At 71.4% G+C, this 24,509-nt stretch carries 23 protein-coding genes and 1 rRNA gene; 19 read left to right on the top strand and 5 right to left on the bottom strand.

All coding sequences use genetic code 11. From position 1 onward, the window contains the following. From rrf to ACZ7P3_RS21345, 10 genes are all read left to right on the top strand, one after another. Positions 1-95, top strand: a 5S ribosomal RNA gene (gene rrf, locus ACZ7P3_RS21390); the annotation flags it as partial. Between the two features lie 62 nt (positions 96-157). Then, positions 158-814 (top strand): HAD family hydrolase, encoded by a 657-nt coding sequence (locus tag ACZ7P3_RS21385; protein WP_472083860.1) that lies wholly within the window; start codon positions 158-160, stop codon positions 812-814. A gap of 93 nt (positions 815-907) precedes the next feature. After that, complete coding sequence (locus ACZ7P3_RS21380; protein WP_472083858.1) at positions 908-1,639, top strand: VC0807 family protein; 732 nt, start codon at positions 908-910, stop codon at positions 1,637-1,639. Between the two features lie 81 nt (positions 1,640-1,720). Then, the gene (locus ACZ7P3_RS21375; RefSeq protein ID WP_472083856.1) at positions 1,721-2,932 is read left to right on the top strand and encodes an MFS transporter; all 1,212 of its coding nucleotides are present in this window, start codon (positions 1,721-1,723) and stop codon (positions 2,930-2,932) included. Further along, positions 2,883-4,055, top strand: coding sequence for an acetoin utilization protein AcuC (locus tag ACZ7P3_RS21370; protein ID WP_472083854.1), 1,173 nt, complete (start codon positions 2,883-2,885; stop codon positions 4,053-4,055). The genes ACZ7P3_RS21375 and ACZ7P3_RS21370 overlap by 50 nt, the downstream gene beginning before the upstream one ends. Before the next feature lie 160 nt (positions 4,056-4,215). Next, positions 4,216-5,031, top strand: a complete 816-nt coding sequence (locus ACZ7P3_RS21365) for a phosphatase (protein WP_472083852.1) — start codon at positions 4,216-4,218, stop codon at positions 5,029-5,031. 130 nt (positions 5,032-5,161) lie between these two features. Next, the gene (locus tag ACZ7P3_RS21360) at positions 5,162-5,374 is read left to right on the top strand and encodes a helix-turn-helix domain-containing protein (protein WP_451295841.1); all 213 of its coding nucleotides are present in this window, start codon (positions 5,162-5,164) and stop codon (positions 5,372-5,374) included. Positions 5,375-5,507: 133 nt separating this feature from the next. Next, positions 5,508-5,606, top strand: a complete 99-nt coding sequence (locus ACZ7P3_RS21355; RefSeq protein WP_003948845.1) for a 30S ribosomal protein bS22 — start codon at positions 5,508-5,510, stop codon at positions 5,604-5,606. Between the two features lie 234 nt (positions 5,607-5,840). Continuing rightward, positions 5,841-6,902, top strand: coding sequence for an NAD-dependent epimerase/dehydratase family protein (locus tag ACZ7P3_RS21350; protein WP_472083850.1), 1,062 nt, complete (start codon positions 5,841-5,843; stop codon positions 6,900-6,902). A gap of 14 nt (positions 6,903-6,916) precedes the next feature. Continuing rightward, positions 6,917-7,972 carry a lysophospholipid acyltransferase family protein gene (locus ACZ7P3_RS21345; protein ID WP_472083848.1) on the top strand — a complete coding sequence of 352 codons (1,056 nt, stop codon included), beginning with the start codon at positions 6,917-6,919 and terminating at the stop codon, positions 7,970-7,972. Positions 7,973-8,079: 107 nt separating this feature from the next. On the opposite strand, the gene ACZ7P3_RS21340 is transcribed toward ACZ7P3_RS21345, so the two are convergent. From ACZ7P3_RS21340 to ACZ7P3_RS21330, 3 genes are all read right to left on the bottom strand, one after another. Then, a complete protein-coding gene (locus tag ACZ7P3_RS21340; RefSeq protein ID WP_472083846.1) occupies positions 8,080-9,312 on the bottom strand; it encodes a DUF5667 domain-containing protein in 1,233 nt (410 codons plus the stop codon). 237 nt (positions 9,313-9,549) lie between these two features. Then, on the bottom strand, positions 9,550-10,332 hold the full coding sequence (locus ACZ7P3_RS21335; protein ID WP_472083844.1) for an ECF subfamily RNA polymerase sigma factor, BldN family: 783 nt from the start codon (positions 10,330-10,332) through the stop codon (positions 9,550-9,552). 679 nt (positions 10,333-11,011) lie between these two features. Then, complete coding sequence (locus ACZ7P3_RS21330; RefSeq protein ID WP_472083842.1) at positions 11,012-11,950, bottom strand: HAD family hydrolase; 939 nt, start codon at positions 11,948-11,950, stop codon at positions 11,012-11,014. A gap of 94 nt (positions 11,951-12,044) precedes the next feature. Between ACZ7P3_RS21330 and ACZ7P3_RS21325 the strand changes: the two genes are divergently transcribed. The 7 genes from ACZ7P3_RS21325 (at position 12,045) to ACZ7P3_RS21295 (ending at position 19,669) form a co-directional block, all read left to right on the top strand. Further along, positions 12,045-12,326, top strand: a complete 282-nt coding sequence (locus ACZ7P3_RS21325) for a glutaredoxin family protein (RefSeq protein WP_472083840.1) — start codon at positions 12,045-12,047, stop codon at positions 12,324-12,326. Positions 12,327-12,581: 255 nt separating this feature from the next. Beyond that, positions 12,582-13,358, top strand: a complete 777-nt coding sequence (locus ACZ7P3_RS21320; RefSeq protein ID WP_472083838.1) for a redox-sensing transcriptional repressor Rex — start codon at positions 12,582-12,584, stop codon at positions 13,356-13,358. Next, positions 13,355-15,046 (top strand): glutamyl-tRNA reductase, encoded by a 1,692-nt coding sequence (locus ACZ7P3_RS21315; RefSeq protein WP_472083836.1) that lies wholly within the window; start codon positions 13,355-13,357, stop codon positions 15,044-15,046. Before ACZ7P3_RS21320 ends, ACZ7P3_RS21315 begins: the two co-directional genes overlap by 4 nt. Next, positions 15,043-16,017 carry a hydroxymethylbilane synthase gene (gene hemC, locus ACZ7P3_RS21310; protein ID WP_472083834.1) on the top strand — a complete coding sequence of 325 codons (975 nt, stop codon included), beginning with the start codon at positions 15,043-15,045 and terminating at the stop codon, positions 16,015-16,017. The genes ACZ7P3_RS21315 and hemC overlap by 4 nt, the downstream gene beginning before the upstream one ends. Continuing rightward, positions 16,014-17,714, top strand: a complete 1,701-nt coding sequence (locus tag ACZ7P3_RS21305) for a bifunctional uroporphyrinogen-III C-methyltransferase/uroporphyrinogen-III synthase (RefSeq protein ID WP_472083832.1) — start codon at positions 16,014-16,016, stop codon at positions 17,712-17,714. The genes hemC and ACZ7P3_RS21305 overlap by 4 nt, the downstream gene beginning before the upstream one ends. A gap of 247 nt (positions 17,715-17,961) precedes the next feature. Next, entirely contained in the window at positions 17,962-18,954 is a 993-nt protein-coding gene (hemB, locus tag ACZ7P3_RS21300) for a porphobilinogen synthase (RefSeq protein ID WP_472083830.1), read from the top strand. A 358-nt stretch (positions 18,955-19,312) separates the two neighbouring features. Continuing rightward, complete coding sequence (locus tag ACZ7P3_RS21295) at positions 19,313-19,669, top strand: DUF805 domain-containing protein (RefSeq protein ID WP_472083828.1); 357 nt, start codon at positions 19,313-19,315, stop codon at positions 19,667-19,669. A gap of 64 nt (positions 19,670-19,733) precedes the next feature. Here ACZ7P3_RS21295 and ACZ7P3_RS21290 read toward each other — a convergent pair whose 3' ends face one another. Beyond that, positions 19,734-20,525 carry a DUF4232 domain-containing protein gene (locus ACZ7P3_RS21290; RefSeq protein WP_472083826.1) on the bottom strand — a complete coding sequence of 264 codons (792 nt, stop codon included), beginning with the start codon at positions 20,523-20,525 and terminating at the stop codon, positions 19,734-19,736. A gap of 177 nt (positions 20,526-20,702) precedes the next feature. Here ACZ7P3_RS21290 and ACZ7P3_RS21285 point away from each other — a divergent pair, with 177 nt between their 5' ends. Both ACZ7P3_RS21285 and ACZ7P3_RS21280 read left to right on the top strand, forming a co-directional pair. Next, positions 20,703-22,208, top strand: a complete 1,506-nt coding sequence (locus ACZ7P3_RS21285) for a helix-turn-helix domain-containing protein (protein WP_472083824.1) — start codon at positions 20,703-20,705, stop codon at positions 22,206-22,208. 206 nt (positions 22,209-22,414) lie between these two features. Further along, positions 22,415-23,617, top strand: a complete 1,203-nt coding sequence (locus tag ACZ7P3_RS21280) for an aminotransferase-like domain-containing protein (RefSeq protein ID WP_472083823.1) — start codon at positions 22,415-22,417, stop codon at positions 23,615-23,617. Between the two features lie 13 nt (positions 23,618-23,630). Here the strand turns inward: ACZ7P3_RS21280 and ACZ7P3_RS21275 are convergent, their stop codons facing one another. Next, positions 23,631-24,446 carry a DUF4253 domain-containing protein gene (locus ACZ7P3_RS21275; RefSeq protein ID WP_472083821.1) on the bottom strand — a complete coding sequence of 272 codons (816 nt, stop codon included), beginning with the start codon at positions 24,444-24,446 and terminating at the stop codon, positions 23,631-23,633. Between the last annotated feature and the right edge of the window lie 63 nt (positions 24,447-24,509).

Raw genomic sequence — 24,509 nt, 5'->3', positions numbered from 1 at the left:
AAACGCCCGGTTACATTCCGAACCCGGAAGCTAAGCCTCACAGCGCCGATGGTACTGCAGGGGGGACCCTGTGGGAGAGTAGGACGCCGCCGAACAAATTTTGAGAAAACCCCCGCATCGAAAGATGCGGGGGTTTTCTGCGTTTAGGGTTGAACCCATGCGCTATGACCTCGTCATCTTCGACAACGACGGTGTCCTCGTGGACAGCGAACCCCTCTCCAATCGGTTCCTGGCCGACTACCTCACCGAGCTGGGGCATCCCACCACCTACGAGGAGTCCATACGGGACTACATGGGTGCCGCCATGAACCGGGTGCACGAACTGGTCGAGCAGCGGAGCGGGCGGTCATTGCCGGCGGACTTCGACGACGTCTTCCACGCGCGCGTGTTCGCCGCGTTCGAGCGGGAGTTGAAGCCGGTGGCCGGCGTCACCGACGTACTGGAGAAGCTGGTCGCGGACGGGGTGCCGTACTGCGTGGCCTCTTCCGGCAGTCATGCGCGGATCCGGGTGGGGCACCGGACGACCGGGCTCGACCGGTGGTTCGAGGAGGGGCGGATCTTCAGCTCGGAGGACGTGGGGCGCGGGAAGCCGTGGCCCGATCTCTTCCTGTACGCGGCCGAGCGGATGGGCGTCGCGCCGGAGCGGTGCGCGGTCGTCGAGGACTCACCGCTCGGGGTGCTGGCGGCGCGGGAGGCCGGGATGGACGTCTACGGGTTCACCGCCATGACTCCCCCGGAGCGGCTGCTGCACGCGGGAGCCGAGGCCGGGCGACTCTTCAGCGATCCGCGGCAGTTGGCCGACCTGCTGAAATGACAGGGGCCATCGGCCGGGGGCTGACAATTGTCATGCAGTCCTCCGGACGATCGTTTCTACTGGCGGACCCCCTGCCTCGGCGAAGCTGAGGGCATGACGAAGAACACGGGGAACCCGGGCCGGAGCACCGACCAGAAGCAGAACCCGAGCGTGCTGGACAACTTCAAGCCGCTGATCGTGGATGTGGCGGTGCCGCTCGGCTCGTACTACCTCTTCAAGGACGCCTTCGGGATGAGCACCTTCGCGGCGCTCGCCTGGAGCAGCGTGGTGCCCGCGGTGCGGACGGTGTGGGGCCTGGTCAAGGAGCGGAAGACCAACGCCCTGGCCGGCCTCATCCTGATCGTCAACATCGTCTCGCTGGTGCTGAGCTTCGTCTCCGGGGACCCGCGGCTGATGCTCGCCAAGGACAGCGGGATCAGCAGCACGGTCGCCATCGGGATCCTGGTCTCCGTCGCGCTCGGGAAGCCGATGATGACGGCCGGCATGAAGCCCTTCCTGGTGAAGGGGGACGCGGCCAAGGAAGCCGCCTGGGAGCGGCTGGTGGCCGGCACCGCGGCCGGGTCGGCGGCCTTCCTGCGCAAGGAGCGGGCGTTCTCCGTCGTCTGGGGTGTGGCCCTGCTCGCCGAGTGCGTCGCGCGGCTCGTGGGTGCGTACACCGTCCCCGTGGACACCATGGTGTGGCTCGGGACGGTCTTCCTGATCGGTGCCATGGCGATCGCCTTCGTCGTCGGCGGCGGCCTGGCCGTCGAGCCGATGGAGAAGATGCTGACCGCCGAGGTCGAGGCCGGCAAGGCCGGGAGGCCCGAGGTCGCCGTCGCCGCCTGAGCCTCGCCTCAGGGAAGCTGAAGGAAATTCATCTTTGGCTGGATCTACCCACAGGTAAGCCGGGGCCCTACGCTCGCCGCCATGACTGATGTGCTGCGGCGCGGTAGGGCCTCGTTGGCGTTCAGCTTCTTCGCCCAGGGAGCCGCCTTCGCGCTGCTGGTGACGCGCATTCCGGCCATCCAGGACCGGTACGGCATCTCGGACGCGCTGCTGCCGGTCTTCCTGGCCGCCGTGCCGATCCTCGCCGGGGCCGGCAGCGTGACCACCGAGCAACTGGTCAAGCGGGTACGGCCCAGCCGGCTGCTGCGCTGGTCCCAGCCGGTGGTGCTGCTGGCGCTGCTGGGTGCGGGGGCGGGCGGGCAGCTGGCCGATCTGGCCGTGGCGCTGGGCGTGTTCGGGCTGGCGGTCGGTGCGCTGGACGCCTCGATGAACATGCTCGGGGTGAGCCTGCAGCGGTCGTACGGGCGCAGCATCATGCTGAGTTTCCATGCCGCCTACAGCCTGGGCGGGATCGTCGGGGCCTCGCTGGCGTGGGCGGGCGCCCACTGGCATCTCGCGCTCTGGGTGTCGTACCTGCCGGTGGTGGCCGTACTGCTGCCGGCGGCGCTGGTGGGGAGCCGGTGGTACGTCGACGGGGAGCCGGCGCCCGTGGCGCAGGAGCAGGGGGCGGGCGGGGCCGTTGTCTTCAGGCTGCTGCTGCCGCTGTGCCTGGTGATGACCTTCGCGTACATCGGGGACTCGACCGTCTCCAACTGGAGCGCGAAGTATCTGAAGGACGTGCTGGGCAGTTCCGAGCAGCTGGCGACCGTCCCCTACAACGTGTACATGGTGACCACGCTGGCGGGGCGGGCCATAGGCGACTTCGGGGTACGGCGGTTCGGCGCGGCAGCGGTCGTACGGCTCGGGGCGGTGGTGGCGGCCGGCGGGTTCGCGGTGGTGTCCGCGGCGCCGGACGCGTGGGTCGGGATGCTCGGGTTCACGCTGCTGGGGCTGGGGCTGTGTGTGCTGGTTCCGCAGACGTTCGCCGCGGCGGGACGGCTGTTCCCGGGGGCGTCGGATGCGGCGATCGCCCGGCTCAACATCTTCAACTACGTCGGTTTCCTGGTCGGTTCGCCGTTGGTGGGGGCGCTCGGGGATGCGTGGAGCTACCGGGGGGCCATGCTCGTGCCGATGGTGTTGGTGCTGGTGACGCTGGTGTACGCCAGGTCGTTCGCGGCTCAACCGGACCGATACGGTGGCGGGCATGAGCGGCCGCGCACAGCTGATGTGGGACGAGGCAGTAACGGGCTATGACTTCGGGCCGGACCATCCGATGGATCCGGTCCGGCTGGAGCTGACCCGGAAACTGGTGGGTGCCTTCGGGCTCGACCGGGAGCTGGAGGTCGTCGCGGCGAAGCCGGCCGGGGAGTCGACGCTGCGGCTGGTCCACCGGGAGGACTACATCGACGCCGTGAAGGCCGCGTCGGCGGATCCGCGGTCGGCCGACGGGTCGTACGGCCTCGGTACGGTGGACGATCCCGCGTTCGCCGGGATGCACGAGGTGTCCGCGCTGATCGCGGGGCAGTCGGTGGGGGCGGCGGAGGCGGTGTGGCGGGAGGACGTCGATCACGCCGTGAACTTCGCGGGCGGACTGCACCATGCGATGCCCGGGGGCGCGTCGGGGTTCTGTGTCTACAACGACGCGTCCCTGGCCATCGCTCGGCTGCTGGAGCTGGGGGCCGAGCGGGTCGCCTACGTGGACGTCGACGTGCATCACGGGGACGGGGTCCAGGCCGCGTTCTGGGAGGACCCGCGGGTGCTGACGATCTCGCTGCACGAGCATCCCCGTACGTTGTTCCCGCAGACCGGGTGGCCTCAGGAGACGGGGGCCGGGGCGGGCGAGGGGGCGGCCGTGAATGTGGCGCTGCCGGCGGGGACCGGGGACGCGGGGTGGCTGCGGGCGTTCCACGCGGTGGTGCCTGAGCTGCTGGCGGAGTTCCGGCCGCAGGTGCTGGTGTCGCAGCACGGGGCCGATACGCACTTCGAGGATCCGCTGGCGCATCTCGCGGTGTCGCTGGATGCGCAGCGGGCCGTGCAGGTGGCGTGTCACGAGCTGGCGCACGAGCACGCGGGCGGCAAGTGGGTCGCGTTGGGGGGCGGCGGCTATGCGGTGGTGGACGTGGTGCCGCGGTCGTGGACGCATCTGGTGGGGATCGCCGCGGGGCGGGAGGTCGCTCCCGAGGCGATGATTCCCGAGGGGTGGCGGCAGGAGGTGTTCGCCCGGACCCGGCAGTTGGGGCCGCAGCGGATGACCGATGGGCGGTGGCCGGTGTCGTTCGCTTCCTGGGCGTCGGGTTACGACCCCGCCGACCGGCTCGATCAGGCTGTGCTGGCCACTCGGCGGGCCTCGTTTCCCCTGCGGGGGCTGTTGCCGTGAGCGCCCGGGGGGCTCCGCCCTCCGGCCCTCCGCCCGTTCCGCATTCTCCGGCCCGTCTCGGTCGGTCGAGGCGGCGTCCGGGAACAGCCATTACGCCAACCGTGCGGTCTTTCCCCGTTCTCTGCGCGGGCCCGCCCCCCAATGAGTCACCATCGCATCCGTGTTGACTGCTGATGCCCTCCGTGTGCATCTGCTGTCCGCCCGGCTCGCCGGGGAGGTGGCCACCTCCCGGGAGGACAGTCTTCGCAGCTATCGGCTGTTCGCGGCCCGGGATCCTCGGGTGCTGATCGGGATCGATCCCGAGTGGAGCTGGGGGCAGCGGGAGCTGCTTGCGTTGATGGCGGAGAAGTGCGGGGTTTCGGCCGATCCGCGGCACACTTCGGGGCCGGATGTGATCGATCCGGAGCGGACGCTGGCCGCGCTCGACGCATTCGCGGAGCGCATCCGGAGTGCGGCCCGGCGGCGCGCGCCCGTGCTCCTCGGCACCGGGCATCCGCACCGGCTGCTCGGGTTCTACGGCGGCTTGGCGGACGCGCTGTCGGCGGTGGGGTGTGAGGTGCTCACCCCCGCGCAGGGTCGCTGTGTCGACATATTGACCCGGTTCGGTCTACGCACGTGCCACCTCGACTACGTACGAGGTGTTGCCTTGGTGCGGGAACCGGAGGGCGAGCGCCCCGGTTGTGAGCCGGGGCTGCACAGCCACTCGCCGCTCCCGGTTCGGGTCGCCCTGGCGGCCGCGGCCGAGGTGGGCGGGCCCCTGCCCGAGCTGGTGATCGGTGACCACGGCTGGGTCTGCGGTGCAGGTCAGCTGGGGTTCGAGGCCATCGGTCTGGCAGATACGGATGATCCCGCGCTGTTCGTGGGAGAGGCGGAGGGGGTCGTGTCCGTCGCCGTTCCGGTTGATGATGGCGTGCGGTCTGCTTACTACCGGCCGTTGACCCGCTACGTACTCAATCGAGCGTGTCTGTCACAGTAGGCCGCCGATGGGTGCACCTCTTCCCCACTCGCATCACCCGCCCCTACATTGGGGAGTGAGCACGCAACGACGAAGAGTCACCGGAAGGGGAAGCCGGTGGCCCGTCGAGTGCGGAAGGTTCAGGTGTGTCATGGCTGCAGCTGGCGAGAGGCCTCTGAACGAGGTTGTGTTCCTGACCGTGGCGGAGGTTGCCGCGGTGATGCGAGTGTCGAAGATGACCGTGTACCGGCTGGTGCACAGCGGTCATCTGCCCGCGATCCGGGTGGGGCGGTCCTTCCGCGTCCCCGAGCAAGCGGTACACGAGTACCTGCGCGAGAGCTATGTGGGGGTGGAGACGGCCTGACGGCGCTTTCGGAGACCCCGGAACAACCCTCGATTACAGGCTCGACGCTCAAGCGGGTAGGCTAGCCCCTCGTAGGTCGTGTGGGCCCATGGCGCCCAAACAACCGAGTGATGAGAAGTGAGCGAGGGTAGTCGTGGGCTCTGTTATCAAGAAGCGGCGCAAGCGGATGGCCAAGAAGAAGCACCGCAAGCTGCTCAAGCGCACGCGCGTTCAGCGCCGCAACAAGAAGTAAGCGGCGTCGCGAGAGCGTGGCCCTGTGGCCCCCCATCCAGTGCGGTGGGGGGCCACAGGCATATCTGCCCCCGCATATCCGCAGGTGTGTCGGCATATTCCGACTGGGGAATTTCGGTCACCTCGTGCATCGGGCGGTCATCACAGCGCAACATCGACCCGCTAAGTTGGCCGCACACGGGGAACGCGGGCTGAGACCGGATTTCGCACGGGATCGGGAAGGAAGGCGCTGATCTTGGGAAAGGTCGTGCTCGTCACCGGAGTGGCCCGGCAGCTGGGCGGCAGGTTCGTCCGGCGGATCCAGCGGGACCCGGACGTCGACCGGGTGATCGCCGTGGACGCGCTGCCTCCGGCGCACCATCTGGGCGGGGCCGACTTCATCCAGGCCGACATCCGCCAGCCCACGATCGCGCGGGTGCTCGCCGAGACGGGCGCCGACACGGTCGTCCACCTGGACGTGACCGCCACCGCGCTGCGCGGCGGCAACCGGGCCACGGTCAAGGAGACCAACGTCATCGGCACCATGCAGCTGCTCGGCGCCTGCCAGAAGTCGCCGACCGTGCGGCGGCTGGTGGTCAAGTCCAGTACGAATGTCTACGGGTCCGCGCCGCGGGATCCCGCCGTGTTCACCGAGACGACCCCGCCCAAGTCGCTGCCCAGCGGCGGCTTCGCGAAGGACGCGGTGGAGGTCGAGGGGTACGTGCGCGGGTTCGCCCGGCGGCGGCCGGACGTCGCCGTGTGCGTGCTGCGGTTCGCCAACATCCTCGGGCCGGCCGCGGACACCCCCCTCGCCTCGTACTTCGCGCTGCCCGTGCTGCCGACCGTGTTCGGCTACGACCCCCGGCTGCAGTTCGCGCACGAGGACGACGTCATCGAGGTGCTGCGGATCGCCTCCCACGAGCCGCGCCGGGGCACCCTCAACAGCGGCACCTTCAACATCGCCGGGGACGGCGTCCTGCTGCTCTCGCAGTGCTCGCGACGGCTCGGGCGGCCGACCGTGCCGCTGCTGCTGCCGGCGGTCACCTGGGCCGGTTCCCTGGTGCGTACGCTGGGCATGACGGACTTCTCCCCGGAGCAGATCCGGCTTCTCACGCACGGCCGGGTGGTGGCCACGGACCAGATGCGCGAGACGCTCGGATTCCAGCCCAAGTACACGACGGCGGAGACGTTCGCGGACTTCGCGCGCAGCGAGGGCCCCGGGCTGCTGCCGCCGGAGGCCCTCGCGGGGGCCGTGGACCGGATCGCCACGCTTGCCGCGAGGGGCAGCGGGCACCTCCCGACGCACAGCGCCAACTGAGGAGCGCAGCAACGATGGCGGACGCCAAGGTCATTCCGTTCGACGACGACCGGACCCGCGGAGGTGCCGTGCAGCGGCCGTCGCGGCGCCGGAGTGCGGTGAGCCGGCGCGGCGCGGCCGGTGAGCCCGCGCCGGTCGGCGAGGTCCAGCCCCTGCCCACCAGGGCTGTGCCGCAGGATGATGTTCCCGTGAACCGTGAGGAACAGCCGCTCGCCGAGCCGCCCGGGGCCGGCGGCCTCGAACGGCGTGTCGCGAGCGGTCTGGCCTTCCTGCGCCGCCGGCTGACCGGGGACTACGAGGTCGACGACTTCGGCTACGACGAGGAGCTGACCGACCAGGTCCTGATGTCGCTGCTGCGGCCGGTGTACGAGAAGTACTTCCGGGTCGAGGTGAAGGGCATCGAGAACATCCCGGCCAAGGGCGGCGCGCTGATCGTCGCCAACCATTCCGGGACGCTGCCGCTGGACGGCCTGATGATGCAGGTCGCCGTACACGATCACCACCCCGCCGACCGGCATCTGCGGCTGCTCGCGGCCGACCTGGTCTTCGTGCTGCCGGTGGTCAACGAACTCGCCCGCAAGCTGGGGCACACCCTCGCCTGCGCGGAGGACGCCGAACGGCTGCTGGGACAGGGCGAGCTGGTCGGGGTGATGCCGGAGGGCTTCAAGGGCATCGGGAAGCCGTTCAGTGAGCGCTACAAGCTGCAGCGGTTCGGCCGGGGCGGTTTCGTCTCGACGGCGCTGCGCCAGGGCACGCCGATCATCCCCTGCTCGATCGTCGGGGCCGAGGAGATCTACCCGATGATCGGCAACTCCAAGACGCTCGCGCGGGTTCTGGGCTTCCCGTACTTCCCGCTGACACCGACGTTTCCGTGGCTCGGGCCGCTCGGGGCGGTTCCGCTGCCCACCAAGTGGACGATCCAGTTCGGCGAGCCGATCCCGACGGACGGCTATCCGCCGGAGGCGGCCGAGGACCCGATGCTGATGTTCAACCTGACCGACCAGGTCCGGGAGCAGATCCAGCACACGCTGTACAAGTTGTTGGTGCAGCGGAGGTCGGTGTTCTTCTGAGGCCGCCGGCCGGCCGTCCGGACGCGGCGTCCGGGTGCGGCCAGGTACGGCGACGGGGGCGCCCCTGCTCGGAAAGGGGTGCCCCCGCTGCCGTACCTGTGTGGTGTCTAGTTCGCGTCCTCGCCGTTGATGCCCAGGCCGGGCAGCAGCCCCGGCAGGAGCGGAGGGAGGGTGACGTCCGGCGCGCTGGTGGGCGGCTTGCTGGTGGACGGGGAGCCGCTCTCGGAGCCGATCTTCGGCGGGTCGAGCAGACCGCCTGTGTTGCCCCCGATCAGGCCGGACCCGCTCTCGCCGGTGGCCGGGCCGCTGGGGCTGCTGGAGCCCGCGTGCTTGCCGGCGGACGGGGTGCCGCCGGTGCTGGGCGCGGCCGCGCGGTGGGTGCCGGAGGAGCCGGTGGACGGCGATCCGGAGCCCTGCCGCTTGCCGCCGCCGGTCTGGGCGGGCTGCTGCGGGAGCAGGGACTGCAGCGGGGCGACCTCTTGGTCTATGGCGTCGAAGACCGACGAGACCTGTTGTTTGACGTCGCCGAGCTGCACGGGCAGCTTGTTGCTCAGCGCGCTCCAGGCCTCGCGGTGGGACCGGGAGAAGACGGAGAGGGCCTGGATGGGGCCCAGGGAACCGGGGTCGCGCTCATAGGCCGCGTGCAGCAGGCGGTGGCCTTCGGTCACGTCGTGCTGCATGCCGGACAGGGTGCGGCGGATCTCGCCGATGGACTCGTGGTCGAGGTGGCCGCCGCGGCCCCGCTCCATCAGCCGACGCGCCTCGCTCAGCCGGGTGGAGGCCTGGTCGAGGTAGGTCTGGCCGCGCTCGTCGTCCCCGTCGCTCAGGTAGTTGAGCCTGAAGTCCTCCATGCCGCGTTTGAGGCCGTAGAGCGAGTCGCCGGGCAGGGCGTCGGAGCTGGCGGCGGCGACCCCGCCGAAGGCTCCGGCGGCCACGCCGACGCTGAGCCCGCCCGCGGCGAGCCCCTTGGTCAGCCGGGAACGCGGTCGCAGTTTGCCCAGCGGGCTCGCCCGGTGCGCGCCCCTGCCTCTGGCACGCTGCTCGGGCACCGACGCATCCGCCGCCCCGCCCACGGTGCCCTCCTGGAGCATGGCCTCCATCGCGGCCACCAGCTGGGCCCGCTGGACGACCTTGACCTCGGGGTCGAGCTGCGGCCTGGGCAGCGCGCCGAGATCCGCAGCCCGGGCCAACATCCGGCCCTGCTCCGTGAGTTCCTCGGCGGTCGGCGGTGATTCCGCCGGTGCTGCGGACTGCTCGGCCGCCGTGTCCCGGTCGGACTGCTCCTCCAGGGCCTGGGCGAAGGCGTTCGCCCGCCGGTGCGCCGATACATTCGCGATCACTGGCGGCACCTCCTCTCGTCATGACGGTCGACTCCCCAGGGGGTCCTGAGGGTTGCACGCCCGCGACCACTTCCACCCGATCGAGCGATCAGGGGCGGCCAGGACGTGACCACAGGGAGCCTGTATCCCGCACAACGACTGGCGCGGCACTTGGGTTACGGACGGCGGATGATCGGGTCAGAAAGTCAACGGGCGTTTACGGAACGTGAGTTGAACGTCGCCCACGGTGGCGGACGGTCAGCGCGCGTCGTCCGGCAGGAGCCGGGCGAGGGTGCGCACGGCCCGGTACTGGAGGGTCTTGATGGCGCCCTCGTTCTTGCCCATCACGCGAGCGGTCTCGGCGACGGAGAGGCCCTGCAGGAACCGGAGCGTCACGCATTCCTGCTGCTGGGGGTTGAGCCGGCGCACGGCGTCGAGCAGCGCGGCGTTGGAGAGGGACTCCAGGACGGAGTCCTCGGGGGAGCGCTCGACCTCGTTGGCGTCGAGCATCTCGCCGGTGGTGACCTCCAGCCGGAAGCGGCTGGACTTGAAGTGGTCGGCGACGAGGTTGCGGGCGATCGTCACCAGCCAGGCGCCGAAGTCGCGGCCCTGCCAGGTGAAGGTGCCGATCCTGCGGAGCGCCCGCAGAAAGGTCTCGCTCGTCAGGTCCTCGGCGGTTGCCTTGCCTCCCACTCGGTAATAGATGTAGCGGTACACCGTGTCGCTGTACTGGTCGTAGAGGCGGCCGAATGCCTCGGCCTCGCCGGACTGGGCGCGCTCGACGAGGTCCATCATCCGGGCGCTGTCACTGTCGGCGGCCGGCCGGCGGGTGGTGGCCGCGCCGGTCGTGCGGCTGCGTCTGCCGACGGCTGCGCTGCTCTCGGCCAGTGCATAGCACGGCCCTACGGGTGGTGCGGCGGTGGCGAAGGCGGGGACGGCGTACGCGGTGGGGACGAACCCGCGCAGCGTCTCTTTGACCGCTGCGACCGTTTGGCGCAGCGTAGCCAGGCCCGAGGCGTCAACCCCGACGTGTGGGTACACGGGACTCCCAGAGGCAGAGCTTCCATCACGTGCAGTACGGGACCGTTCACCCGTCGTAGCGACGGAGGGGTACCGGTTTGCGTCTGAGGAGAATAACGCTTCGTGCAGGCACTGCTACACCGAGTTGCTCAAATCGTCGATTGCGTCGCTTCTGTATCCGAATGACGACCCATCAAGTTCCGTAGAGTGATCGGTTATTGATCGGAAAATGGTTGGTTTCGGCAATGTGGGGGGCGTGTTGGGGAACGGCAGGCATAATCCGGCGGCAGACCCCAGATGTCAGATGCCGTCGGTCAGGCACATGACACACCGGGGCGGGCCGCCGGGCACATGACACGCGGGTGCCGCCCGTCGCGCACGGGGCGCGTGGGTGGCGGGTGGCGGCCGTCGGGCACCGGGTACGTGGGTGGCGGCAGGCGCGTGGACCGTCGTCGGGATCGGGCGGGCGGAGGCGGGGGAGGTGCGAGTGCTCCAGGACGCGACCGCTCCAGGCCCCGGGCGTTGCAGGCCACGGGCATGCCCGAAGAGGCGCGGGCGGTCCAGGAGGCGCGCGGGCGTTCCCGAAGAGGCGCGGGCGTTCCCGAAGGGGTGCGGGGAACCGCGTGCCCGGCCGCTGCGGGGCCCGCGGCCGGGCACGGGCCCCGGGCTTGCGGCGGTCGTCCGCCGATGAGCTGCGGGGTTATCGGCGGCGTCGGCTCAGGGCGATGGCGGCTGCCGTGCCGCCGGCCACCGCGCCGACGCCCGCTGCCGCCGGGATGCCGACCTTCGCCGCCTTGCGGCCCGTCCGGTAGTCCCGCAGGCGCCAGTCCTTTTCCCGGGCGTGTTTGCGGAGCTTGGTGTCCGGGTTGATCGCGTAGGGGTGGCCGACCAGGGAGAGCATCGGGATGTCGTTGTGGCTGTCGCTGTAGGCGGCGCAGCGGGAGAGGTGCAGGCCTTCGGCCGCGGCCAGGGCCCGTACCGCCTCCGCCTTCGCCGGGCCGTGCAGCGGCTCGCCGACCAGCTTGCCCGTGTAGACGCCGTCGACCGACTCCGCCACCGTGCCGAGCGCGCCCGTCAGGCCGAGGCGGCGGGCGATGACCTGCGCGATTTCGACCGGGGCGGCCGTGACCAGCCAGACCTTCTGGCCCGCGTCCAGGTGGGCCTGGGCGAGGGCCCGGGTGCCCGGCCAGATGCGGTCGGCCATGTACTCGTCGTAGATCTCCTCGCCGATGGTCTCCAGCTCGGCGACGCGGTGGCCCTTGACGATGGACAGCGCAGAGTCGCGGGCGTCCTGCATGTGCTCGGGGTCCTCGACCCCGGCCAGCCGGAACCAGGCCTGCTGCCAGGCGAACCTGGCCAGGTCGCGCGTCTCGAAGAACTTCCGCTTGTACAGGCCCCGCCCGAAGTGGAACAGCGCCGCGCCCTGCATCACGGTGTTGTCGAGGTCGAAGAAGGCGGCCGCCTTGTCGTCGCCGACGACGGGGAACTGCGGTTCCAGCTCGGCGACCTCAGGGGTCTGCTGCGCTTCCTGTGCTTCCTGCGAGGACTTGCGGGCGGCCTCCGCCGAGGCCTCGCCTGCCAACACGCTCCGCGCCGTGGCGGAGCGCCTACGGGGAGTGAGCCATCCGAGAGCGGCCATGGCGTGAGCATAGCCAGTTTGTTCGGGAGTTCCGGAGTCGAGAGGTTGGAAGGGTGTGAACTCTCCGCGACCGCGTCGTTAAAGAAGGGCGAGAATGGCCGGCATGAGTCCCCTCTTCCGGCGTAAGGCCGCCCCTCAGGACCGAACGGTCACGCTCGTCCGCAAGCCCGGCTGCCATCTGTGCGACGACGCGGAGGCCGTGATCGAGAGGGTCTGCGGCGAACTCGGTGTGCCCTGGGAGCGGAAGGACATCACCGAGGACCAAGCGCTGCACGACCAGTACTGGGAGCAGATTCCCGTCGTCCTGATCGACGGCCGGCAGCACACCTTCTGGCGGGTGGACGAGAGCCGTCTGCGCAAGGAACTGACCGAGTAGTACAACAGGTGCCGAGCGTCCCTTAGGATCGACGGCGGTTTGGTCTCGGGGGCGGGATTCACGAGGAGTGTGTCGGTTTTGCCCCCAGGAAGGTTCCCGACGGGCACCGGAAAGACGTGCGTGACCCCGGTCACGTTGGCCGGGCAAATCGGACACCATCTTTGTGCACGCGTTCACAAAGACATAGCCTGCTGTCGACGGGGCGGTCTGGGGACGTATGACCGCCTGCAGCCCCGCTCTACCCGCAGGAGCACCGTGGCAACTGGCCGAACACACCGACCGGCGACCCGTAGCCGAGGGATTCCCGAGGCCACCGTCGCCAGGCTTCCGCTGTACCTCCGAGCCCTGACCGCACTGTCGGAGCGCTCGGTCCCCACGGTCTCCTCCGAGGAGCTGGCCGCGGCGGCGGGGGTCAACTCCGCCAAGCTGCGCAAGGACTTCTCGTACCTGGGCTCCTACGGAACGCGCGGTGTCGGCTACGACGTGGAGTATCTCGTCTACCAGATCTCCCGTGAACTCGGCCTGACCCAGGACTGGCCGGTTGTCATCGTCGGTATCGGTAACCTCGGCGCCGCCCTGGCCAACTACGGCGGCTTCGCCTCCCGTGGTTTCCGGGTGGCCGCGCTGATCGACGCCGACCCGGCGATGGCCGGAAAGCCGGTCGCGGGCATCCCCGTCCAGCACACGGACGAACTCGAGAAGATCATCCACGACAACGGGGTCTCCATCGGGGTCATCGCCACCCCGGCCGGTGCCGCCCAGCCGGTCTGCGACCGGCTCGTGGCCGCCGGTGTGACCTCCATCCTGAACTTCGCGCCGACCGTGCTGTCCGTCCCGGACGGCGTCGACGTGCGCAAGGTCGACCTCTCCATCGAGCTGCAGATCCTCGCCTTCCACGAGCAGCGCAAGGCCGGCGAGGAGACCGCCGCGGGTGACGGCGCGCTGCCCGCGGCCGCCCCCCGTGGCGCGGCCGCCGCCGATTCCGCCGACCAGGGGCCCGACGGGGACGTACCCGCCGTGATGCCGGCATGAGTCTCCTCGTCGTGGGGCTGAGCCACCGCAGCGCACCCGTGAGCGTGCTGGAGAGAGCCGCGCTGAGCACGGACGCCCAGGCCAAGCTGGTCCAGGACACGGTCGCCGCGGAACCGGCCACCGAGGCCGCGGTGCTCGCCACCTGCAACCGCATCGAGCTGTACGCCGACGTGGACAAGTTCCACGCCGGTGTCGCCGAGCTGTCCACGCTGCTCGCCCAGCACAGCGGGGTCGGCCTGGAGGAACTGACGCCCTACCTCTACGTCCACTACGAGGACCGGGCCGTCCACCATCTGTTCTCGGTGGCCTGCGGTCTGGACTCGATGGTCGTCGGCGAGGGGCAGATCCTCGGCCAGATCAAGGACTCCCTGGCCCGGGCCCAGGAGCTGCACAGCGCCGGCAAGCTGCTGAACGACCTGTTCCAGCAGGCCCTGCGGGTCGGCAAGCGCGCCCACTCCGAGACCGGCATCGACCGGGCCGGCCAGTCCCTGGTCACCTTCGGCCTGGAACAGCTGGCCGCGGGCGGGGACGTCGGGGAATGGGCCGCGGGCCGCAGCGCCCTGGTCATCGGCGCCGGGTCGATGTCGTCCCTGGCCGCCGCGACGCTCGCGCGCGCCGGGATCACCGAGGTCGTCGTCGCCAACCGCACCTTCGAGCGCGCCGAACGCCTCGCCCGCATCCTCGGCGAGAGCGCCGACGCGGCGGTGACCGCCCGCGCGGTACGGATGGATGCCGTGCCGAGCGAGCTGACACGTGCCGACGTCGTCGTCTCCTGCACCGGGGCCACGGGCCTGGTACTGACCGCGGAGGCGGTCGCGCAGGCGGTCGAGGGCCGCACCGGGCAGCCGGCCGCGGACCTCGGTCCGACGGCCGTGCAGCCCGCGGCCGCACTGCCGCCCGCCGGCGCCGAGGAGAACTGCCCGCTGGACCTGGCCGCCGTACAGGGCGCGACCGGCTTCTCCGTGCTCGGCGAGGCCGCCGTGGCCGGCATGGACGCGGCCACCCTGGAGCAGCACGCGGCCTGGGTGGACAACGGCACCGTCGACCGGCGCGAGAGCACCCGGCGCAGCCCCGAGGCCGACGCCGAGCTGATCACCGCGCTGGCCGCGACCGCCGCCACCGTCGGCCGTATCGCCGAGCGCCGCAAGCCCGAACCGGTCGCCGTGATCCCGCGCCCGGCCCCGGCCCTGTTCCTCCTCGACCTCGCCATGCCGCGCGACATCGACGCGGCCGTGCACCGGCTGGCCGGGGTGCGGCTCGTGGACATCGAGTCCCTCGCCGAGGCCTCCGCGGACGCCCCGATGGCGGCCGATGTGGACCAGGTGCGGCGTATCGTCTCCGACGAGGTCGCGGCCTTCGGCGCGGCACAGCGGGCGGCGCACATCACGCCGACCGTGGTCGCGCTGCGCACCATGGCCGCCGACGTCGTCGCCGGTGAGATCGCGCGGCTCGACGGCCGCCTGCCCGACCTGGACGAACGCCAGCGCGGCGAGATCCGCCAGGCCGTGCACCGGGTCGTCGACAAGCTGCTGCACGCGCCGACCGTGAGGGTCAAACAGCTCGCGGCCGAGCCCGGCGGCGCCGGGTACGCGGACGCACTGCGCACCCTGTTCGACCTCGACCCCGAGACGGTGGCCGCCGTCTCCCGGGCCGAGGACAGCACAGAAAAGAAGGACCGACCGGCATGACTGAGAAGGCTTTGAGACTGGGGACGAGGCGGAGCAAGCTCGCCCTGGCCCAGTCCGGGCAGGTGGCGGACGCCGTGAGCCGGGTGACCGGCCGGCCCGTCGAGCTGGTCGAGATCACCACGTACGGCGATGTCTCCCGCGAGGCGCTCGCGCAGATCGGCGGCACCGGCGTGTTCGTCACGGCGCTGCGCGACGCGCTCCTGAAGGGCGAGGTGGACTTCGCGGTTCATTCGCTCAAGGACCTGCCGACCACGCAGCCCGAGGAACTGGTCCTGGCCGCCGTTCCGGTGCGCGAGGACCCGCGGGACGCGATCGTCGCCCGGGACGCGCTGAAGTTCACGGACCTGGCCGCGTCCTCCCCGAAGGGGGTCGCCCGCATCGGCACCGGCTCTCCCCGCCGCATGGCGCAGCTGAACGCGTTCGCGCGCGCCCACGGCCTGGACATCGAGACGGTCGCGATCCGCGGCAACGTCGACACGCGGATCGGATACGTCCACGACGGCCGGCTGGACGCCGTCGTGCTGGCCGCCGCCGGACTGAACCGGATCGGCCGCAGCGACGAGGTCACCGACTTCCTGTCGGTCGACACGGTTTTGCCCGCCCCCGGCCAGGGGGCCCTGGCGATCGAGTGTGCCGCGGACCACGCGGACCTGATCGCGGCGCTCGGCGAGCTCGACGACCCGTACACGCGGGCCGCCGTCACCGCCGAACGGTCACTGCTCGCCGCCCTGGAGGCCGGCTGCAGCGCCCCTGTGGGCGCGCTGGCCGACCTTCTGGCCGACGGGCAGATTGTCAAGGAAATGCGCCTGCGCGGCGTCGTCGGCACGACCGACGGCACCCGCATGGTGCAGCTGTCCACCACCGGTCCCGTGCCCCAGACGCATGACCAGGCGATGGCACTCGGTCGCAACCTTGCCACCGAGATGCTCGCCCAGGGCGCGGCCGGTCTGATGGGGGAGCGAGCACATTGAGCCCCACCACCCTTCCCGCCGGTCCGGAACACGGGCACGTCACCTTCCTCGGTGCCGGACCCGGGGATCCGGGACTGCTGACTCTGCGCGCCGTGGAGGCGCTGTCGAACGCGGACGTCCTGGTCGCCGAGCACGAGGTGCTCGACGTGATCCGGACGCACGCCCGACAGGGTGTCTCCGTCGTGCCGATGGACGCGGTCTCCTCCTCGGATCCGCTTCCGGGCACGCCCCAGCTGGCGGTCGTTGACGGCACGTCAAAACCCGCTGCCGTCCCGCCCCTGAGGGATGCCGCTCATCTTGTCATGGAGGCTGCGCGGGGCGGCAGGCGGGTCGTCCGTGCCGTGTCCGGGGATCCAGGACTTGATACGTACGCGGCCGAGGAAATGCTCGCCTGCGCCGCCGCCGGTGTGCCCTTCGAGGTCGTACCGGGTGTGGCGGCCGCGGTCGGCGTGCCCGCGTACGCGGGTGTGCCGCTGCGGGACGCGCAGGGCGCGGACGTCCGGTTCGTGGACGCCCGTACCGCCTCCGACCGTTGCTGGACGGAGGTGGGCGCGTCCGACGGCACCGTGGTGGTGTCGACGACGCTGGACTCCGTCGCGGCGGCCGCGGGCGAACTCGTCTCCGCGGGCCGCAAGCCGGACACTCCTTTGTCGGTCACCGTCGCGGGTACGACGACCCGGCAGCGGACCTGGACGGCGACGCTCGGCACGATCGCGCAGACGCTGAAGCAGGCGAAGGTGCTGCCGTCGCCGGACGGCGGCCGACCGGTGATAGCCGTGGTCGGCGAGCGTTCCGCCGCCGCCCAGCGCGACCAGCTGTCGTGGTTCGAGTCCAAGCCGCTGTTCGGCTGGAAGGTACTCGTGCCGCGTACGAAGGAGCAGGCGGCCTCGCTCTCCGACCAGTTGCGGTCCTACGGTGCCGTGCCGCACGAGGTCCCGACGATCGCCGTCGAGCCGCCGCGCACGCCCCAGCAGATGGAACGTGCCGTCAAGGGCCTGGTGACGGGCCGCTACGAGTGGATCGCCTTCACCTCGGTCAACGCGGTGAAGGCCGTACGGGAGAAGTTCGAGGAGTACGGGCTCGATGCCCGTGCCTTCGCCGGCATCAAGGTCGCGGCGGTGGGCGAGCAGACCGCCAGGGCGCTGGTCGCCTTCGGCGTGAAGCCGGACCTGGTGCCGTCGGGCGAGCAGTCGGCCGCGGGTCTGCTGGAGGACTGGCCGCCGTACGACCCGGTGTTCGACCCGATCGACCGGGTGTTCCTGCCGCGGGCCGACATCGCCACGGAGACGCTGGTCGCCGGGCTGATCGAGCTGGGCTGGGAGGTCGACGACGTCACGGCCTACCGGACCGTGCGGGCCTCGCCGCCGCCGGCGGAGACGCGGGAGGCGATCAAGGGCGGCGGCTTCGACGCGGTGCTCTTCACGTCGTCGTCCACGGTCCGGAACCTGGTGGGCATCGCCGGCAAGCCGCACAACGTCACGGTGATCGCGTGCATCGGCCCCGCCACGGCCAAGACCGCGGAGGAACACGGTCTTCGGGTGGACGTGATGGCTCCGGAGCCGTCCGTGCACAAGCTGGCCGAAGCGCTGGCCGACTTCGGTCTCAAGCGGCGGGCCGCCGCCCTGGAGGCCGGGGATCCGGTGACCCGGCCGAGTGAGCGCCGGCCGGGGGCCCGGCGGCGCCGGTCCACCACCTAGGCCGCGTGGCCCCTGGCCCATGGCCCGGCTCCTGACGGTGCCGCCCTGAGCGGGCCGCCCCTGGAAGCCCCGCCGTCCCGCACGGGACGGACGGGGCTTTCCTGCTGCCGGGACCAGGGCCGGGACCGGGGCACAGGCCGCGGCAGGGAGCAGGGAAAAGGCCGGGACCGGGGGCATGTCCGGTGCGGCCCGATCCCCGACGCACCGTCGGTAAAGGCGCCCTTTGGGCGGGCGTAGCGTAGAAGGCATGACGAAGTACGGATCCTTCCCCGGCACGCGCCCCCGGCGGCTGCGGACCTCGCCCGTCATGCGGCGGATGGTCGCAGAGACGCGGCTGCATCCCGCCGACTTCATCCTTCCGGCGTTCGTCCGGGAGGGCGTCAGCGAGCCCGTGCCGATCGCGGCCATGCCCGGTGTCGTCCAGCACACCCGTGACAGCCTGAAGAAGGCCGCCCTGGAGGCGGTGGAGGCCGGGATCTCCGGGATCATGCTCTTCGGCGTGCCGGAGGAGAGCAAGAAGGACGCGCTCGGGACCGCGGGCACCGACCCGGACGGGATCCTCCAGGTCGCCATCAGGGACGTGCGCGCCGAGGTCGGGGACGAGCTGCTCGTCATGTCCGACCTGTGCCTCGACGAGACCATCGACCACGGGCACTGCGGAGTGCTGGACGCCCAGGGGCGCGTCGACAACGACGCCACCCTGGAGCGGTACGCCGAGATGGCCCAGGTGCAGGCCGATGCGGGGGCCCATGTGGTGGGTCCCAGCGGGATGATGGACGGTCAGGTCGGCGTCATCCGCGACGCGCTGGACCAGATCGGCCGCGAGGACGTCGCCGTCCTCGCCTACACCGTCAAGTACTCCTCCGCCTTCTACGGCCCCTTCCGTGAGGCCGTCGCCTCCTCCCTCCAGGGCGACCGGAAGACCTACCAGCAGGATCCGGCCAACTGGCGTGAGGCCCTGCGGGAGCTGGAGCTGGACCTGGCCGAGGGCGCCGACATGGTGATGGTCAAGCCGGCCGGACCGTACCTCGACATCCTGGCCAAGGTCGCCGACAGCGTCGACGTGCCCGTGGCCGCCTACCAGATCTCCGGCGAGTACTCGATGGTCGAGGCCGCCGCCGAGAAGGGCTGGGTGGACCGGGACCGGGCCATCTTCGAGACGCTGACCGGCATCAAGCGGGCCGGGGCGCGCAACATCCTCACGTACTGGGCGACCGAGGTGGCGCAGAAGCTGCGCTGACGGGCGGGGCGGTGGCCGCGCCGGCGGACGGCGCGGTGGCTGCGCCGGCAGAGGGCGGAAGCTGCGCCGACGGACGGGTTGCAGCTTCGCCGACGGACACGGTTGGAGATCGTTTCGATACCGGGGAAGCGGCGGAGCGGCCACGGTGTGTACTCGTTTCGGCCACGGAGTGAACTCGATTCCGGGAACGTCCGGCGGCCGTGACGGGAACAGCCTGGTATCTGAGACGGATCTGTCCTGAAATCGATGTTTCGGGCGCTCCGTATCGCGCATGACGTGCTCATTCTGAACCCCCTAGTCTCTGCGCCTGGCCTGATCCGTTCCGGAGGGTCTGAACGTCGATCCCTGGGGGGATGTCATGAGCTGGTTCATCGAGGCGCTGAAGAAGTACGCCGTATTCGCCGGGCGCGCGCGCCGCAAGGAGTACTGGCTGTTCATGCTGTTCGCGTGGATCATCTACGTCGTGCTGATGGGCATCGGCGCCGCGGTCCACGCGCCCTACATCGTGGGCCTCGCCCTGGTTGCCTTCCTGCTGCCGGCGTGGGGTGTCGCGGTGCGCCGACTGCACGACACGGGCCGCTCCGGCTGGTGGCTCCTCATCGGGATCATCCCGCTGATCGGCTCCATCGTGCTGCTGGTCTTCTACTGCTCCGACAGCGAGGCGGGCGCGAACAAGTACGGCCCGAACCCGAAGGAGGTCCCGGCGTTCGCGTGATGCGGCGCCGGTACAGCTGCTCTGCCGAGGCCGCCCGGGCTGTTGCCCGGGCGGCCTCGGCCGTTCACCAGCCGGCGATGTCGCCCGGGTTCTGCTGCCAGTAAGTGACCTTCAGCGAGCTGTCGTAGTACACGCCCTTGGCCGGCAGCGCCGGGGTCGCGGCGGCGCCGCCGCTGCTGTTGGGGGTCATGCCCTGGAAGCCGACGGTCAGCCCGTGGCCCGTCGTGCCGCCCTGGCCGCTGCCGTCGGCGGAGGAGAGCAGGACGGCCGCGTAGCCGGACTCACCGGGCGCGAGGGTCGTCACGGCCTGCGGGTGGGTCTTCTCGTCGGCCTGCGGCACCCACTGCATCTCGTCGAAGCGCAGGACGGGGTAGTAGGTCAGGTCGCAGTACTTCGAGCCGGTGTTCTTGACCGTGATGAGCATGTGGTTGAGCGGGTGGGACACCGGCTGCGCGGTGACGCGGGTGTTGGAGCCGTTGCACAGGACGCGGTTCTTCGGGTCCGACGCGTCCGAGGAGCCGCCGCCCGACGACGAGGAGCCCGACGCGCCGGAGGAGCCCGGCCCGCTGGAGGAGCCCGAGCCGCCGGAGGAGCCCGAGCCCGAGGACGTCGAGGAGCCCTTGGCGGAGCCGGATGAGCCCGACGAGCCCGATGAGCCCGACGAGGAGCCCGTCTGTGCCGTCGTGCCGGAGGCGGGCGCCGAGGTGCCCTTGCCCCCGCCGGCCGCGGCCGAGGTCGCGGAGGGCTGCGCCGCACCGCTGTCCTTCGTTCCCGTGCCGTCGTCGCACGCCGTGAGGGCGAGGGCGGCGAGGGCGGCTCCGGTCACGGCGAGCAGATGGGTACGGCGGGTGCGCATGGCAGATCTCTCTTCCGAAGGGGTGGCGTGCTTGGATGGCCACAGCTTGTGGGGGATGCCGTCCCGCCTGCCACACCTGGCGGACGATCAGGGACGCTGGAATGCCCTCATAGGCCTTGACCTGGGGAAACAGCCCTTCCCTGGAACGCGGGGATGGGGCAGGGGGATGGAGGAACAGTGCCGGACAGCACTGCTGGCGCCGCTTTCGCCGAGCTGCTGCGGGAGTTGAAGGACCGTTCGGGGCTCAGCTACGGCGTCCTTGCCAAACGGCTCCACATGAGTACGTCGACCCTCCACCGCTACTGCAACGGGGATGCTGTTCCGGCGGATTACGCCCCCGTGGAACGCCTCGCCCGCCTCTGCAAGGCCTCGCCCGGGGAACTGGTCGAGCTGCACCGGCGGTGGGTGCTGGCGGATGCGATGCGGGGGCGGAAGGGGGAGCAGACCGGGCCGAAGGGCGAGCAGACCGGGCCGAAGTCGGAGCAGACCGGGCCGAAGGGCGAGCAGACCGGGCCGAAGTCGGAGCAGACCGGGCCGAAGGCGGAGCGGCTGCCGGTATCCGGGACCGAGCCTGAGTTCGGGGCCGGGTCCGGGTCCGAGCCTGGATCCGGGTTCGGGGCCGAGCCGTTGGCGGAGCCAGGGCCAGGGCCAGGGCCGGAGCCAGAGCCTTCGGTGTCCGAGTCCGGCCTCTCGCCCTCGCCCTCGCCCTCGCCGGAAGGTGCGCGCCCGCAGGAGGATCCGCGCCCCGCGGGGGCGCGTCGCCGTGCCCGTACCGCCCTCGTCGCGGGGATCGCCGTCGCCGCCGTTCTCGGAGCCGTCGCGCTGGCGGTGCGGCTGCCCTCCGGCGGCTCGGACGACGGGCGCGGCACTCCCGCCGGGGCCGCGTCGGCACAGGGACGGGAAGCGGGCGGGGCGAGCACCTCGAAGGGGCCGGAGCACAGCGGTTCGCCGTCCCCCTCGGCCGCCGGGTCAACGCCGGCCTCCGCCTCCGCCGCACCGGGGGACGGACCGAGCGCGGACGCCCGGGGCCAGACACCGCCTGTCTCCGGCGCCGCACCCGACACCGCGGCGCCGCCCCTGACCGTCGCCACCCAGCCGTACACCTGGGAAAGCCCCTGCTCCCAGCGCTACTTGATCGACCGTCCGCCGGCGAAGGTGTCCCCGCCGCCGCCCGAGGACGACGCGACGGCGTGGGTGGCCGCGCACGGCGCCGTCTCCTCGGAGAAGCAGTACGTCACGCTCACCGTGCAGGGCACCGGTCAGGAGACCGTGGTCGTCGACCGTCTGACCGTGCGCACGGCGGGCCGGCGCACGCCCCTGGCCTGGAACGACTACATCATGGGCTTTCCGGGCGTGGGCTGCGGCGGTGGCGTCCCGACCCGCTCCTTCACCGTGGCCCTGGACGCGCCGCACCCCGTGGTCCTCCCGGAGTCGGGGCAGCCGAACTTCCCGTTCAAGGTGAGCGAGTCCGACCCGGAGGTCTTCTACATCACGGCCGACGCCTCCGCGTACGACGTGAGCTGGTACCTGGAGCTGAGTTGGTCCAGCGGCGCACGCCACGGCACGCTGCGCCTGGACGACCACGGCCGGCCGTTCCGCACGAGCGGCAACAACGGGCGGCCCGCCTACGAGTTCCCGCTGGGCGGCTCGGGATGGGTCAAGGAGGGCACCACCAAGTTCTGAGAGCGGCGGCGGCCGGTGCACCGGACGTCCGGATCGCGGAATTACGGGTGTAGGCGGCAGTTACCTTCCTACGCTGCGGCGGACGACGTACCCACGTACTCGCGTACCGACGCACCCGCGTACTCGCGTACTCGCGTACCGACGCACCCGCCTACTCACGTGCCGACGCACCCGCGTGCCGACGCACCCGAAAAGGAGCCGCAGTCATGACCGTCACCGAGCCCGCTCCGTCCCCGGCCCCCGTTCCGCCGCTCGCGGCCCGTGCCCGCGGTGTGGGCGGTTCGCCCGTACGGGACATCCTGGCGGTCACCGACCGCCCCGAGGTGATCAACTTCGCGGGCGGTCTCCCGGCTCCCGAGCTGTTCGACCGGGACGGCATAGCGGCCGCCTTCCGGGACGTACTGGCCGAGGTCCCGGCCCGGGCGCTGCAGTACTCCGCCACCGAGGGCGAGCCGGTGCTCAGGGCGGGGCTCGCGGCCCGGATCACCGCGCAGGGACTGCCGACCGGCCCCGACGACCTGCTCATCACCACCGGCTCCCAGCAGGCCCTGTCCCTGCTGGCGGCCGCGCTGATCGAGCCCGGTGACACGGTCCTCGTCGAAAGCCCCTGCTATCTGGCGGCCCTTCAGGTGTTCGGGCTGGCGGGGGCCCGGGTGGTGCCGGTGCCGGGGGACGAGGACGGAATCGACCCGGCGGCCCTGGAGGAGGCGGTGCGGTGCGAGCGGCCGAAACTGCTCTACCTGGTCCCCACCTTCCAGAACCCCACCGGCCGCACGATGCCCGCCCCGCGCCGGGAGGCCCTGGCCGCCGTGGCCGCCCGCCGCGGCCTGTGGATCATCGAGGACGACCCCTACGGCGAACTCCGCTACGAGGGCACCCGCGCACCCTGGATCGCCTCCCGCCCCGGCGCCGAGGACCGCACCGTCCTGCTCGGCTCCTTCTCCAAGGTCATGGCCCCCGGTCTGCGCCTCGGCTGGCTCCGCGCCCCGGCCGGACTCCGGCGGGCGTGCGCGGTCGCCAAACAGGCGGCGGACCTGCACACCCCGACCCTCAACCAGCTCGCCGCGGCCCGCTGCCTGGACGGCCTGGACGCCCATGTCGCCCGCGTCCGGGCCGTGTACGGCGAACGCCGGGACGCCATGCTGGCCGGACTCCCCGACGCCCTCCCGGAAGGGTCCGCCTGGAGCCGGCCCGAGGGCGGCATGTTCCTCTGGGCCCGGCTCCCGGACTCGTACGACACCACGGCCCTGCTCCCGCGCGTGGTGCGGCAGGACGTGGCCTACGTCCCCGGCGCGCCCTTCTACGCCGCCGACCCCGACCCCGCCACCCTGCGGCTGTGCTTCGTGACGCAGACGCCGCAGGAGATCGCGGAGGGGCTGCGCAGGCTCGGGAGGGGACTGAGGGGCTGAGTGCCGGTGGGGGTCAGTCCCACCAGAAGGACCAGGTGGGCTCGCCGATCAGCTCCTTGGCGTAGGCGCGGAGGGTGTCCGGGCCGTTCTGCGTGAGGTTGTCCGGGCAGAACGCGAAGTGCTCCGCCGCGACCGCCTCGGCCTCGGCCTGGGTGGCCGGCGGGGCCGCCACGGAGACGGTCAGGGTGTCGAAGGTGAGCGCCACCACCCGTATGCCGAAGCGGTCCTCCCAGGAGCGCAGGACCGCGCACAGCCGGGCCACGTCGTTCTCGTGGTTCAGCGGGCCGGTCCAGCCGATCGCCGCCGGGATGTCGGCCGACCGGCGGGCCGGTACCAGGGCCAGGTGAGGGTCCTTCAGCCAGGCGCGGGTGCCGTCCGTCAGCGAGTCGGCGATCTGGGCGGCCCGGGTGTCCGGGGCGGCGGTCGCGGCGGCGGCGGGCGCGAGACCGGGCCAGTCGGCCCCGAACGGCTCTATCTCCACATCCGGTTCGTCCTCCACGCTGTCCTCCCAGTACTCCGCGAGGACGTCGTCGGCGTCGTGGTCGCCCGGGTAGCTCGTCTCCGCCGGCATCAACTCCCAGCTCTCCACTCCGCCCTGGGTCCCGCCCACGTCCACGAGCACCGCAAGCAGCCCCGCGCGCGCGGCCGGTGCGCCGAGCGCCTTCCAGGTCCCGGGCGCGGCCTGCTTCTCCGCGTGCCACAGCAGGGGTTCGTGCCAGGGGCCGTCGTCCGTCGCGTCGATCAGCCTGCCGGGCGGGAGTTGAAGCCCGAGGGTACGCCCGCTGGGGTCGGTGGCCAGCTTGGGCAGCGGGTTGGGAAGAGTCGCCATGACGGTGACTGTAGGCGCAGCCACTGACAGCGCAGGAGCCGACTCCAGGCAACCCGGCACCTG

It is taken from the genome of Streptomyces sp. NPDC107581, assembly GCF_055657175.1.
Note: the sequence above shows the minus strand (reverse complement) of the source record. Positions and strands in the feature narration are given on the sequence as shown.